We start from the raw sequence: 12,726 nt of genomic DNA, 5'->3' as shown, positions 1-12,726 counted from the left end.
CCGTTCAGCAGCACCAGGGTGCGGCTGGGGCCCATGCCGCGCAGACCGATGGTGTTGGCGCCGGGGCCGCCATCGGTGACATAGCCGCCGTACGAATTGTTGATCTGCGAGGTGCCGCCGGTGACGGCCGTGCTCTGCAGCGCCTCGGTCGTGGAGGCGAAGCCCTGCAGGGTCGCTTCCTCGCGCGTCACGACCTGAGTGGGCGAAGGGGCGTTGTAGTTGTCGCGACGGATCCGCGATCCCACCACGACGATTTCATCGACCTGGACCGCATCCTGATCTTGGCTTTGAGCGGTCGTCTGCGCGAAAGCGGCGCCGGGAACGAAAAAGGCCATCGAGGCGGCGACAGCTCCGCCCGCCAAAGCCGAAGACAACAGTTGATTCTTACGAGTACGCATACGCCTCATCTCAAAAGTAATTCTTTACGAATACTCACGGCCGCGTCAGATAACGAGGGGATATATCGGTGTTATACTATAATGGCCCTGATTGAGACAGCGGTAGGGCACAGAGTGGCGCCTTGCAATCTTAAATTTGGCAACATGTCATCAAATCGAGACAGAAATGCCGAGTATGTCCGCTTTGCGGCATAAATCGGTGCACGATTTTGTCTGGATTTTTAAGCTTGCGAGGAGAGAAGTGCGGAAAGCTCGTTTCGACGCTGAGCCGGGTAATCAAGCGACCCGAAGTCTGGCGCCGGTGAAAGACGCGCGCCCAAACGCAAAACGGGCCTGGCCGACCGACCAGACCCGTTTTCATTCTGCATCCCGACTGGAGCGGGCGAGGCGATTCGAACGCCCGACCCTCACCTTGGCAAGGTGATGCTCTACCCCTGAGCTACGCCCGCACTCCGTTGAGAGCGATGTGCGCTCCCCGTCGAGGAGGGGGCGTATAGCGGAGGGGAACGCGGTCCTGCAAGAGGCAAAATCGCCTTTTTGCGCTCAAGCCGCGAGCGACCGCGTCACGAGCGTCGCGCCCGCCTCGAGTCAGCGCGGCGCCAGACGGATGGCGCCGTCCAGGCGGATGCATTCGCCGTTGATATAGACGTTGCGCGCCAGCTCCAGCACCAGGGAGGCGTAATCGGCCGGCGTGCCCAGGCGACTGGGGAAGGGAATGGCGGCGGCCAGGGCGTCCTGGATCTTCTGGTCCATGCCGGCCATCATCGGCGTCCACATGATGCCGGGCAGGATGGTGTTGCAGCGCACCCCTTCCTGGGCCAGGTCGCGCGCGATGGGCAGGGTCATGGCGTAGACGCCGCCCTTGGACGCCGAATAGGCCGCCTGGCCGATCTGGCCGTCCTGGGCCGCCACGGACGCGGTATTGACGATCAGGCCCCGCTCGCCATCCGCCATCGGCTCCAGCGTGACCATGCCGGCGGCGGATTGCGACAGGACGCGGAAGGTGCCGAACAGGTTGACCCGCACCGTGCGCTCGAACTGCGCCATGTCGTGGGCCTTGATCTCGCCGGTGTCCTTCTTGCGCGAGACGGTCTTCATGCCCGTGGCGACGCCCGCGCAGTTGATCGTAAGGCGCTCCTGGCCGTGGGCGGCGCGGGCCTTTTCGAAGGCTGAGGCGACCGAGGCGTCGTCGGTGACGTCGACCTGGCAGAAGACGCCGCCGATCTCCTTGGCGATCTGCTCGCCCTTTTCGGCGTTCAGGTCGAACAGGGCCACCTTGGCGCCGGTGGCGGCGATGGCGCGGGCCGTGCCCTCGCCCAGGCCCGAGGCGCCGCCGGTGACCACCGCGGCGATGCTGCTGTCGAGTTTCATCCCTGCATTTCCTATATCTGGTGAACCTGAGTTTCGATTGAGGATTTAGCCGCCATGACCGGCAAAGCCAAACCCATCAGTCCCGACGACGCGCTGGACCCCGCGAAGGCCCTGGTCCCGGCCGTGGTTCGCGTCAACGAGACGCGGGTGAAGCACGGCTTCTGGCCCAAGATCACCCGCACGGCCGCGCGCATACCCTTCGCCGACCAGGCGCTGGCGGCCTGGTACGCGGCGCGCGATCCGGAGACGCCGCTGGCGGCCAAGGGCATGATCTTCGCCGGCCTGGCCTATTTCGTCATGCCGCTGGACGCCATTCCGGACGTCTTCGCCGGCATCGGCTTCACCGACGACGCGGCGGTGATCACGGCCCTGCTGGCGACGCTGGGCGCCAACATCAAGCGCCGCCACCGCGACCAGGCCGAGGAGGCCGTGAAGCGGCTGAAGTCGAAATGACGATCCCCCCCCCAGACGCGTAGCGGGCCGGGGGAGGATTCTTCAGTCCTCGATCGTCACCACGATCTTGCCAAGCGCCTGGCGGTCGCCCAGGGCCTTGATGGCGTCGGCGGCCTTTTCCAGGGGGAAGGTCCGGGACACGCGCGGGCGGATCCTGCCGTCGGCGTACATTTGCATCAGCTCGGCCATGTTGGCGGCGTGGGCCTTGGGATCGCGCATCACCGCCGCGCCCCAGAAGACGCCGATCACCGACACCGACTTCAGCAGCGTCAGGTTCAGCGGCAGCGACGGGATGCCAGCCGGGAAGCCGACCACCAGATAGCGGCCGTTCCAGTCCATGGCCCGAAGCGCCGGTTCGGCGTAGTCGCCGCCGACCGCGTCATAGACCACATCGGCCCCGTCGCGGCCGGTCGCCAGCTTGAACTCGCCCGACAACTCCTTCTGGGCGGCCTTGTCCATCGGGCCGGAGGGATAGATCAGGCCGTTGTCAGCCCCCAGGTCCAGGGCGAACTCGACCTTGTCGTTGGTCGAGGCGGCGGCGACCACGCGCGCGCCCATCGCCTTGCCCAGCTCCACCGCCGCGGCGCCGACGCCGCCGGCCGCGCCCAGCACCAGCAGCGTCTCGCCCGGCTGCAGCTTCGCCCGGTCCTTCAGCGCGTAATAGCTGGTGCCGTAGGTCATGATCAGGGCGGCGGCTTCCTCAAAGCTCATGCCCTCGGGGATCGGCGTCAGGGTGGCGGCCGGGACGGCCAGCCGTTCGACCAGGCCGCCCCAGCCGGGCACGGCGATGACGCGATCGCCCTTGAACACGCCCTTGACGCCCTCGCCCACCGCCTCGACCACGCCGGCGACCTCGGCGCCGGGGGCGAAGGGGCGCGGCGGCTTGAACTGATACTTGTCCTCGATGATCAGGGTGTCGGGATAGTTGATCCCCACCGCCTTGACCTCGATCACCACCTCGCCGGCCCTGGGCGTCGGATCGAGGATGTCCTCCACGACCAGGGTGTCGGGACCGCCAGGGGCCTTCGAGAGAACGGCGCGCATCAGAACATTCCTTCCTTGGCCTACCGCGCATTGCGCGGCTTGAGGCCGGTTTCCCGCTGGCCGACATGGCGCGGCCTTCCTGGCGACGCTAAACAGCGCCACGCCCGATTGAAAGAGGCGACCCGAACAGGCTCAGGATAACGACATGACCGCCCTCATCCTCCACGGCGGCGCCGGCGCCCGGCGCGAACGCAACTACGACGCCGAGGTCGCGCACATGCGCCAGGTCGTCGAGGCCATGAAGGCGCGGCTGGACGCGGGCGACAGCGCCCTGGACGTGGCGACGGCGGCCGTCGTCCTGCTGGAGGACTCGGGCCTGTATGTCGCGGGCAAGGGCGCCTCGCCCAACCTGGCCGGCGCCTATGAGCTGGACGCCTCGATCATGGACGGGGCGACGCGGCGGGCCGGGGCGGTGGCCGCCCTGCAGGGATTCCGCAATCCGGTGCTGGCCGCCCGCGCGGTGATGGAGCGCACGCCGCACGTCATGCTGGCCGGCGAGGGCGCGGCCCTGTTCGCCCACGACCAGGGGCTGGAGCCGATCGCCGACGAGGTCGCCTGGTTCACCCACGCCGGCCAAGGCGAGGACAACCATCCGCCCGGAACCCTGAGCCACGGCACGGTGGGCTGCTGCGTGCTGGACGCGCAGGGGCGGCTGGCGGCGGCGACCTCCACCGCCGGCGTGTTCGGCAAGATGCCGGGGCGGGTCGGCGACACCCCTCTGCCCGCGGCGGGAACCTGGGCCGACGGGCGCGTGGCCGCCAGCGGCACCGGCCAGGGCGAGTATTTCATCCGCGTGGCCGCGACGGCCCAGGTCGGCTGGCGCGTCGGAGCGGGCCAGACCCTGGCCCAGGCCGCCCAGGCCGTGATCGACGACATCGGCGCGATGGGCGGCGACGGCGGCCTGATCGCCCTGGACGCCCAGGGAAATACCGCCGCCCCCTTCAATAGCCAGGGCATGAAGCGGGCGTGGCTGACGCCCGCCGGAGAGATCGGGGTGGAGGTGTTCGGGCGCTGAGGCGCACGCCGATCCCGCATCGCAATTGCGGTTGATTCTGATAATCGTTCGCACTAAAGCGCCGCTATCGTCATCAGCGGGGCTTTCATCATGCGTAGCCGTCTTCTTCTCTCCACCGCCGTCGCCGGCCTGGCCTCGACGCTGATCGCCCAGCCCGGGCGCGCCGAGACGGCGGATCAGACGGCTGCGCAACTGGACCCCGTCGTTGTCCTGGCGACGCGGTCGGAACGCCGGGCCGACGACACGCCGGCGACCGTCAGCCTGATCACCGACGACCAGATCGAGGCGATGCTGGCGACCGACATCAAGGACCTGATCCGCTACGAGCCCGGCGTCAGCGTCCCGACCAGTCCGGCGCGCTTCAGCCTGGCCCTGTCGGGCGCCGGCCGCGACGGAAACACCGGTTTCACCATCCGGGGCATGGGCGGCGACCGGGTTCTGATCGTCAACGACGGGGTGCGCCTGCCCGGCGGCTTCTCCTTCGGGGCCCAGGCGGTGGGGCGTGGCGGCTACAACGACCTGGACCTGGTCAAGTCGGTGGAGATCCTGCGCGGCCCGGCCTCGGCCCTCTATGGTTCGGACGGCGTCGCCGGCGCGGTGGCCTTCACCACCAAGGACCCCGTCGACTTCCTGAGCGACGGCCAGGCCTTCGGCGCGCGCGGCCGCGTCGCCTACAACTCCGCCGACGAGGGCTGGACCGAGGGCCTGGCCTTCGCCGGCCGCAGCGGTTCGCTGTCGGGCCTCTTGGCCTACACCCGCCGCGACAGCCAGGAGACCGAGAACCAAGGCGAGGTCGGCGGGGTGGGCGCGACCCGCACCCAGCCCAATCCGCAGGACTTCAGCTCCAACGCCGTCCTGGGCAAGCTGGTCTGGGAGGCCTCGCCCCGCCACACCCTGCGCCTGACCTACGACCACCTGGATTCCGAAATGGAGGGCGAGGCGCTGAGCAGCCTGTCGGCCTCGACCCTGGCGGTGACGGCTCATGACGAGACCCAGCGCGACCGGGTCAGCCTGGACTGGCGCTTCACCGACTTCGCCGGCCTGGATGAAGGCTCGATCTCGGCCTTCTGGCAGGACGCCACGACCGAGCAGTTCACCTATGAGGACCGGGTGACCCTGCCCGACCGCGAGCGCTTCGTCACCTTCGACAACACCGTCCAGGGCGTCGCCGCCCAGGGGCGAAAGACCTTCGGCGGCGACGCCGTTCGCCACCGCCTGACCTTCGGCGGCGACTGGTCGCTGACCACCCAGGAGGGCCTGCGCGACGGCGTGACGCCGCCGGTCGGCGAAAGCTTCCCGGCCCGCGCCTTCCCCAACACCGACTACCAGCTGGCGGGCCTGTTCGTGCAGGACGAAATCGCGCTGCTGGACGGCGCGCTGAGCATCATCCCCTCGGTGCGCTACGACTGGTACGACCTCGATCCCCAGCCCGACACCCTGTTCCCCGCCTCGGCCAGGGGCCAGAGCGACGACCACATCTCGCCCAAGATCGGCGTGGTCTATTGGCCGCACCCGCGCTTCGGCGTCTTCGCCAACTACGCCGAGGGTTTCCGCGCGCCGTCGCCGATGCAGGTGAACAACTACTTCGCCAATCCGGTCTTCGGGTACGAATCCATCCCCAACCCCGACCTGGAGCCCGAGACCAGCGACAGCCTCGAAGCCGGGCTGCGGTTCCGCGACATCGCGGCCTTCGGCGGCGTGGCGCGCCTGCAGGCCACGGCCTTCGCCAGCCACTACGACAACTTCATCGAGCAGGTGGTGGTGTCCGGCTCGGGCGTTCCGGGCGTCGACCCGCTGATCTTCCAATACGTCAACCTGACCGAGGTGGAGATCCGAGGCCTGGAAGCGCGCGGCGACATCGACTGGGACAACGGCTTGGGCCTGATCGTCTCGGCCGCCTACGCCGAGGGCGACCAGCGCACCGACGGCGTGCGGACCGAACTGCCCAGCGTCGATCCGGTCAAGCTGGTGGCGGGCCTGAACTACGCCGCGCCGACGGGCGTCTGGGGCGGTTCGGCCGTCGTGACCTGGTCGGGCAAGAAGGACCAGGCGACGTACAACCTGCCGTGCGCCGCCGCCTGCTATCTGGGCGACAGCTTCACCCTGCTGGACCTGACCGCCTACTGGAACGTGACCGATCGCGCCACGCTGCGCGCCGGCGTGTTCAACGTCTTCGACGAGACATATGCCTGGTGGAGCGACATCCAGGGCCTGTCGGCGGCCTCGACCGTCAAGGACGCCTACACCCAGCCCGGCCGGAACTTCGGCGTGTCGCTGAGCCTGCGCCTGTGATGTCCCAGCCCGCCTCCCGTCCCGCCCTCAAGACCCGGAAGACCCCGTCCATGCGCGCCATCCTCATCGCCGCCGCCCTGCTCGCCGGCGCCGCCCCAGCCGCCCTGGCCCAGTCGGCCGCTCCCACTCAGCCCCCCGCTCAGGCCGCGCCCGCCAGCGCCTTCCAGCGCGACCGCCAGTCGATCCTGGCCCAGGCCGGCCAGCACCGCGTCCACTTCGACATGCGCGAGAACGTCAGCTTCCGCGCCGACTACGACCCGCTGGAGGAAAAGCTGTCCGGCGGCAGCGAGATCGTGCGCGTGGTCCATGACGAAGGCGACCGCATCAGCCTGCAGCACATCCTGGTGATGGAGCACGACGGGCAGTCCATCGTGGTCAAGCACTGGCGTCAGGACTGGACCTATCAGCCCGAGACGGTCCTGACCTACGCCGGGCCGAACCAGTGGACCCTGACGTCCGTGCCGGCCGACCAGCGCCAGGGCGCCTGGTCCCAGACGGTGTGGCAGACCGACGATTCGCCCCGCTACGGCGGCGTCGGCCGCTGGACGTACGACAACGGCCTAGCCACCTGGACCTCGAACCCCACCTGGCGGCCGCTGGCGCGTCGCGACGCGGTCCGCAACCCCGTGTACGACCGCTACCTGGGAACCAACCGCCACATTCTGAAGCCGGACGGATGGGTGCACATCCAGGACAATATGAAGATGTCGGGCCGCGACGGCGGCGAGCCGATCGCCATCGTCCAGGAAGACGTCATCAACACCTATGACCGCAACGACAGCTATTCGCCCCAGCCCGGCGACGACTACTGGGCCGCGACCAAGGCCTATTGGGCGGCGATCCGCGACCAGTGGGACGCCGTGATCGCCCGCGACAGCGGCGTGCGCCTGCAGGAGGAAGCCGCGACCGGGACCGTCACCGGCGCCCCCTTGATGGACCTGGCCCAACGCCTGGCCGACGGCGAGATCGCCGAGGCCGACGCCATCGCCCAAGGCCGCGCCGTCATCCTGGAGGCGACCGCCGCCCGGTGACGGGGCGAAGGCGGGGCCTCAGACCGACAGGCAGACCACCTGGGCCACGCGCAGGTCGCGGCGCAGGCGGTCCGAGACCCGGCCGTAATCGTCCACGGTGATGGATTGGCCCTTGGCGGCCTCGTCGGCCCGCTGTTCCCCGCGAATGGCGGGCGCGAACGATTCCGGGGCGGTGGTGTAGATCCGGCCTCGGCGGGGCGCCTCGGCCAGGGTGACGCCGATCACCCGCCCGCGCGAATCCAGCGCCGGCGCCCCCGACAGGCCCGACAGCGTGCCCTCCAGCCCGTTGGTGCGGCCCACCTCTGCCCAGGCCAGCACCGGCTCGTCATGGGCGTCGCGGCCCGAGACCTTCAGCGTCTCGCGCCCCAGCAGGCGCGTGGCGACCTCGCCCGGCCGCCCTTGCGGAAACCCCGGATGATAGGCGCGCTGGCCCTTCCTCAGCGGGGCGTCGGCGGCGACAGGCAGGGCGGTGGGGCCGCCGTCGGTCAGCAGCAGGGCCACGTCCGCGCGCGGCGCCAGGCGCACGTCGGCCGCGACCGCCCGCCCCCCGCCGATCACCAGGGCCGGACGCCGACAGCCCTCGACCACATGGCGCGCCGTGACCCAGCGGCCCCGCCCGGCGATGGAGAATGCCGTGCCGGCCGTCGGCTTGAACGGCGTGTCCGGCGCATCGACCGTGACCGTGGCGTCGAAGGGGGTGATCGGTCCCAGCAGGGCCCCCTCCCCGTCTTCGGCCGGAGGCGGCGGGGCGTCGGCGTTCTCGCGCCGGCTCAGCGATACGGCCAGCAGCACCCCGACCACCGCGGCGTAGATGGTCCAGTCCGGCAGGCGGGGAAATTGCATGGCGTCAGCCCGTCAGGGCGGCCGACAGAACCACCGCCGTCGCCAGCTTGGCCCCCACCAGCACGATGGCGGCCGACATCTGTCCGTCCTTGATCCGCTGCGGCAGGCCCGTCAGCAGCAGGTCGACGACGCGGAAGGCCAGAAGTTGCAGCACCAGGGTCGCCACGCCCCAGATGGTGATGTCGCGCACCGAGGTCGACACCGACAGGCTGACCGCCAGGGGAATCGCCAGGCCCAGCAACACGCCCGCGAAAGCCAGGGCCGCGGCCGGATTGCCGTCGCGGATCAGCGCGACCTCCTTCCAGGGCGTCATCAGCGCATACACCGTCGCGCCCGCCGCCAGCAGCAGCAGGGTCACCACCAGGTGCATCACCAGGACGGGAAAGCCCGAGGCGAAGGCCTGGACCTCGGCGCTGGTCAGGACGTTGGACAGGGACGGATCCATATCCCGACGCCTTGCCCCATTGACGCCCCAATCCGCAAGCGCTGGGCGGCCACACCTGGTGACGAAAGATTACAGCCGGCGGATCACGCCGCCGCCTGCTCGGCCTTCCTGAGCGCGGAGGCCCGGATCTTTTCGCTTTCGGACTTCAGCTGGCCGCAGGCGGCCAGGATGTCGCGGCCGCGGGGGGTGCGGATGGGGCTGGCGTAGCCGGCCTTGTTCAGGATGGCGGCGAAGCGTTCGATCGTCTTCCAGTCCGAGCACTGATAGTCGGTGCCCGGCCACGGATTGAACGGGATCAGATTGACCTTGGCCGGAATGCCCTCGATCAGCTTGAGCAGGGCGCGGGCTTCTTCCGGGCTGTCGTTGACGCCCTTCAGCATGACGTATTCGAACGTCACCCGCCGCGCGTTGGACAGGCCGGGATAGGCGCGGATGGCGGCCATCAGCTGGTCCAGCGGATATTTCTTGTTCAGCGGCACCAGGACGTCGCGCAGGGCGTCGTTGGTGGCGTGCAGGCTGATGGCCAGCATGGCGGCCGTGCGGTCACCCAGGGCCTGGAGCTGGGGGACCACGCCCGAGGTCGAGACGGTGATCCGGCGGCGCGACAGGGCGATGCCCTCGTTGTCCGAGATGATGTCGATGGCGTCAGAGACGTTGTCCAGATTGTACAGCGGCTCGCCCATGCCCATGAAGACGATGTTGGACAGGCGCCGGTCTTCCTTGGGCGACGGCCATTCCTCAAGGTCGTCGCGCGCCACCTGGACCTGAGCCACGATCTCGGCGGCGGTCAGGTTGCGGACCAGCTTTTGCGTGCCGGTGTGGCAGAAGGTGCAGTTCAGGGTGCAGCCGACCTGGGACGAGACGCACAGGGCGCCGGCGCGGCCGACGTCGGGGATATAGACGGTCTCGATCTCGATGCCCGGCGCGGTGCGGATCAGCCACTTGCGAGTGCCGTCCTTGGACACCTGGCGCTCCACCACCTCGGGCCGGGCCAGGGTGAAGTGCTGGGCCAGCTTGGCCTGCATGTCCTTGGCGACGTTAGACATGGCCGCGAAGTCGGTGACGCCGTAGTGGTGGATCCAGCCCCACACCTGGCTGGCGCGCATCCTGGCCTTTTCGGGCGGGCAGACGCCGGCGTCGATCAGGGCCTGGCCCAGTCCCTCGCGCGTCAGGCCGGAAAGGTTGACGGGCGCCGGTGCGGCGGGGGCGTTCGAGACGCGCGAAAGGTCGAGCGTGATGCTCAAGGCGGCGATCCTGCGTGAGATTGAGCCCGCCTATATAGCACGGATCCCGGCGATTGCATGGCCGGCGCGGAGGGGTGGGGCTAGGGCTTGGGAATTAGGGAATCGCTTTGGCCCGCACCGCTTGCCCCAAGCCCTAATTCCTCCCCCGGCCCTCCTACAGCCCCACGTCCCAGACGCCGGCGTCGCGCATACGGGCCTCGCGGGCCTCTTCGGCGCGGCCGCCCATGTCGCGGGCCATGCCGCGGATGGCGGTGGAGACGGTCGCCTTGTGCACGCCGGGCGCCAGGGCGTGGGCGAAGGCGGCGCCGGCCAGGCCCAGCAGCTTGAAGCCAAAGCCGGCCGAGGCGGCGAAATGCTCCAGATAGGTCTCGCCCACCTCGCGCGGGTGGTCGCGGAACAGCCGGGCGAACGGCGTCGATCCAGGGCGGTCGCGGTCGGACAGGGTCTGGGTCATGCGGGCGGCCTCCTGAAGCGTCACCCCATGGTCGCGTCGAAGGCCGATGGAGGCAAGCCCGCAAACGCGTCGCGCCCCATCGTCAGGCGGACCTTCCCGCGCTAGGGTCGCGGTTCGAATAAGGGAACGTCCATGTCGCCTCGCCTCAAGGCCCTGCTGTCCACGGGCCTGTCGTCCGTCCTGACGGGGATCATCCTGATCCAGGCGGCGCCCGCCGCGGCCCAACCGGGCCCCAGCTATCTGCCCTATGACGCGCGGCGCGGGGTGTTCAGCTTCGCGCCCGGCCTGGACGATTCGCTGCCGGCGGTGGTGCAGGTGACGACCCTGGGCCAGTCGCGCGGCCCGACCTCGGACGCCGACGACCCCAAGCCGTTCGCCTCGGGCTCGGGCGTCGTCATCGACGCGGCCGAAGGGGTGCTGATCACCAACAACCACGTGGTCGAGGGCGGGCGCAAGTTCACGGTCGACCTGACCGACGGCCGGTTGTTCGACGCGGTGCTGGTCGGCGCCGACAAGGCCACCGACATCGCCGTGCTGAAGATCGTGCCCGATGGCCGGCCGCTGAACCTGTCGCAGGTCCAGACGGTCGATTCCGACACCCTGCGAACCGGCGACCTGGCCTTTGCGGTGGGCTATCCGCTGGGGCTGGACCAGACCCTGACGATGGGGGTGATCTCGGGCCTGAACCGCTCGGGCCTGGGCGACGCGGTCGAAGACTACATCCAGACCGACGCGGCGGTGAATTCGGGCAACTCGGGCGGACCGCTGCTCGACAGCCGGGGCCGGCTGATCGGCATCAACACCTCCATCCTGTCGGGCGGGTTCGGGGGCGGCAACGACGGCATCGCCTTCGCCGTGCCGTCGCGCATCATGCTCTATGTCGCCGAGCAGCTGAGGAAGAACGGCGAGGTCAAGCGCGGCCAGACCGGGGCCATCTTCGCCTCCCTGACCGCGGAACGGGCGCGCGAGATGGACCTGCGCATCGTGCGCGGCGCCGTCGTCGCGGACGTGGCCCCCGGCTCTCCGGCCGAGCGCGCCGGCCTGCGTCGCGACGACGTCATCACGCGGATCCAGAACCGGCCGGTCGCGAACGCCGGATCGATCAACGCCACGGTCGGGATCGCCGCGCCGGACTCCAGCCTGAACCTGGTCTATCTGCGCGGCGGCCACGAGGCGACGACGGCCCTGCGGGTGGAAACGCCCGAAGCCGCGCCCGTCGTCGTCGGCGCCGACCGCGTCGTGGCCTATGGCGCGGCCCTGCGCGACGCCGACGTCGGCGCCCAGGTCATGACGGTCGAGGCCGGCTCTCCCGCCGCCCAGGCCGAGCTGCTGGCCGGCGACCAGATCACCGCCGTCGACGGGACTGCGATCACCAGCGCGCGCGCGGCCGGCGACGCCCTGCGGGCGGCGGGGGAGACGATCGAGATTTCCGTGACGCGGGGCGGCGAGACCCTGACCCTGGCCCTGACACCCTAATCCGGACGAAACAGGACCCCGGACAGCGAAACGCCCGCCTTGCCGGGGAGGGGGAGGGGTTCGGCAGGACGGGCGCTCGCTTGGAGGAAGCATCGGCCGCCGGAGCCCTTTGATGGAAACATCCAGGGGGCTGGGGGGCTGTTCAGGATCCGGACGCTTCCGAACTCCGACGAGCCGATGATCGCTGTGTCGCCCCCCAAACGGGCGGGCGAAGGACCGAAAGGGGGCCTTTTCGTGTCGCCCGCGAAAACCTCCGCGCGCGCGCCGCGAGGCTGGCGCCGGGGCCGCATCGGCCTAAGTTGAAGTCATGAGTCTGGACCCTACAGCCGCCCAGCCCCTGCCCGGCCCGGTCTTCTTCGACCGGCGCGAACTGGACCTGATCCTGAGGGTCTATGGGCGAATGGTCGCGCAGGGGGAATGGCGGGACTATTCCGTCGTCGGCCACAAGGACTTCGCCGAGTTCGCCGTCTTCCGCCGGTCAGGCGACGCCCCGGCCTATCGCATCGAAAAGCGCCCCGCCCTGCAGACCCGCCAGGGCCAGTGGGCCGTCATCGGCGAGGGCGGCCAGGTGCTGCGCCGCGGCCGCGACCTGGCGCAGGTGTTGCGCGTGTTCGACAGCCGCCGGTTCCAGGTGGTGGATTAGGCTCCGGACTCAATCGG

Annotated in this window: 13 protein-coding genes and 1 tRNA gene; 6 read left to right on the top strand and 8 right to left on the bottom strand. The window is 69.6% G+C overall.

Annotated elements, in window-relative coordinates; all coding sequences use genetic code 11:
• From B2U11_RS08700 to B2U11_RS08690, 3 genes are all read right to left on the bottom strand, one after another.
• A partial coding sequence (locus B2U11_RS08700) for a TonB-dependent receptor plug domain-containing protein (protein WP_292071146.1) occupies nt 1–398 on the bottom strand: 398 nt, incomplete at its 3' end.
• Between the two features lie 374 nt (nt 399–772).
• Nucleotides 773–847: transfer RNA gene (locus B2U11_RS08695), tRNA-Gly, on the bottom strand.
• A 139-nt stretch (nt 848–986) separates the two neighbouring features.
• Nucleotides 987–1,769 (bottom strand): SDR family NAD(P)-dependent oxidoreductase, encoded by a 783-nt coding sequence (locus B2U11_RS08690; protein ID WP_292071144.1) that lies wholly within the window; start codon nt 1,767–1,769, stop codon nt 987–989.
• Nucleotides 1,770–1,823: 54 nt separating this feature from the next.
• Between B2U11_RS08690 and B2U11_RS08685 the strand changes: the two genes are divergently transcribed.
• Nucleotides 1,824–2,222 carry a YkvA family protein gene (locus B2U11_RS08685; protein ID WP_292071142.1) on the top strand — a complete coding sequence of 133 codons (399 nt, stop codon included), beginning with the start codon at nt 1,824–1,826 and terminating at the stop codon, nt 2,220–2,222.
• Nucleotides 2,223–2,264: 42 nt separating this feature from the next.
• On the opposite strand, the gene B2U11_RS08680 is transcribed toward B2U11_RS08685, so the two are convergent.
• Nucleotides 2,265–3,266, bottom strand: coding sequence for an NADPH:quinone oxidoreductase family protein (locus B2U11_RS08680; RefSeq protein WP_292071140.1), 1,002 nt, complete (start codon nt 3,264–3,266; stop codon nt 2,265–2,267).
• A gap of 145 nt (nt 3,267–3,411) precedes the next feature.
• Between B2U11_RS08680 and B2U11_RS08675 the strand changes: the two genes are divergently transcribed.
• The 3 genes from B2U11_RS08675 to B2U11_RS08665 all read left to right on the top strand — a co-directional run bounded on the left by B2U11_RS08675 (nt 3,412) and on the right by B2U11_RS08665 (nt 7,604).
• Entirely contained in the window at nt 3,412–4,281 is an 870-nt protein-coding gene (locus B2U11_RS08675; protein WP_292071138.1) for an isoaspartyl peptidase/L-asparaginase family protein, read from the top strand.
• Between the two features lie 90 nt (nt 4,282–4,371).
• Nucleotides 4,372–6,573: a TonB-dependent hemoglobin/transferrin/lactoferrin family receptor gene (locus B2U11_RS08670; protein ID WP_292071136.1), complete on the top strand. Its 2,202-nt coding sequence runs from the start codon at nt 4,372–4,374 to the stop codon at nt 6,571–6,573.
• Between the two features lie 50 nt (nt 6,574–6,623).
• Nucleotides 6,624–7,604 (top strand): DUF6607 family protein, encoded by a 981-nt coding sequence (locus tag B2U11_RS08665; RefSeq protein WP_292071135.1) that lies wholly within the window; start codon nt 6,624–6,626, stop codon nt 7,602–7,604.
• Between the two features lie 18 nt (nt 7,605–7,622).
• Here B2U11_RS08665 and B2U11_RS08660 read toward each other — a convergent pair whose 3' ends face one another.
• The 4 genes from B2U11_RS08660 to B2U11_RS08645 form a co-directional block, all read right to left on the bottom strand.
• Complete coding sequence (locus B2U11_RS08660) at nt 7,623–8,447, bottom strand: S1 family peptidase (protein WP_292071134.1); 825 nt, start codon at nt 8,445–8,447, stop codon at nt 7,623–7,625.
• 4 nt (nt 8,448–8,451) lie between these two features.
• A complete protein-coding gene (locus B2U11_RS08655) occupies nt 8,452–8,892 on the bottom strand; it encodes a DUF350 domain-containing protein (RefSeq protein ID WP_292071132.1) in 441 nt (146 codons plus the stop codon).
• Nucleotides 8,893–8,975: 83 nt separating this feature from the next.
• Nucleotides 8,976–10,136, bottom strand: a complete 1,161-nt coding sequence (gene rlmN / locus B2U11_RS08650; RefSeq protein WP_292071130.1) for a 23S rRNA (adenine(2503)-C(2))-methyltransferase RlmN — start codon at nt 10,134–10,136, stop codon at nt 8,976–8,978.
• Nucleotides 10,137–10,290: 154 nt separating this feature from the next.
• On the bottom strand, nt 10,291–10,590 hold the full coding sequence (locus tag B2U11_RS08645) for a DUF6356 family protein (protein ID WP_292071128.1): 300 nt from the start codon (nt 10,588–10,590) through the stop codon (nt 10,291–10,293).
• Between the two features lie 132 nt (nt 10,591–10,722).
• On the opposite strand from B2U11_RS08645, the gene B2U11_RS08640 reads away from it, so the two are divergent.
• Together B2U11_RS08640 and B2U11_RS08635 are read left to right on the top strand one after the other, a co-directional pair.
• Nucleotides 10,723–12,066: a trypsin-like peptidase domain-containing protein gene (locus B2U11_RS08640; protein ID WP_292071126.1), complete on the top strand. Its 1,344-nt coding sequence runs from the start codon at nt 10,723–10,725 to the stop codon at nt 12,064–12,066.
• Nucleotides 12,067–12,373: 307 nt separating this feature from the next.
• Complete coding sequence (locus tag B2U11_RS08635) at nt 12,374–12,709, top strand: DUF2794 domain-containing protein (RefSeq protein WP_292071124.1); 336 nt, start codon at nt 12,374–12,376, stop codon at nt 12,707–12,709.
• Nucleotides 12,710–12,726 lie beyond the last annotated feature (17 nt).

The organism is Brevundimonas sp. UBA7534, assembly GCF_002479325.1.
In the GTDB taxonomy this organism is placed as follows: Bacteria; Pseudomonadota; Alphaproteobacteria; order Caulobacterales; family Caulobacteraceae; genus Brevundimonas.
This window is presented reverse-complemented; position numbering and strand designations above follow the sequence as displayed.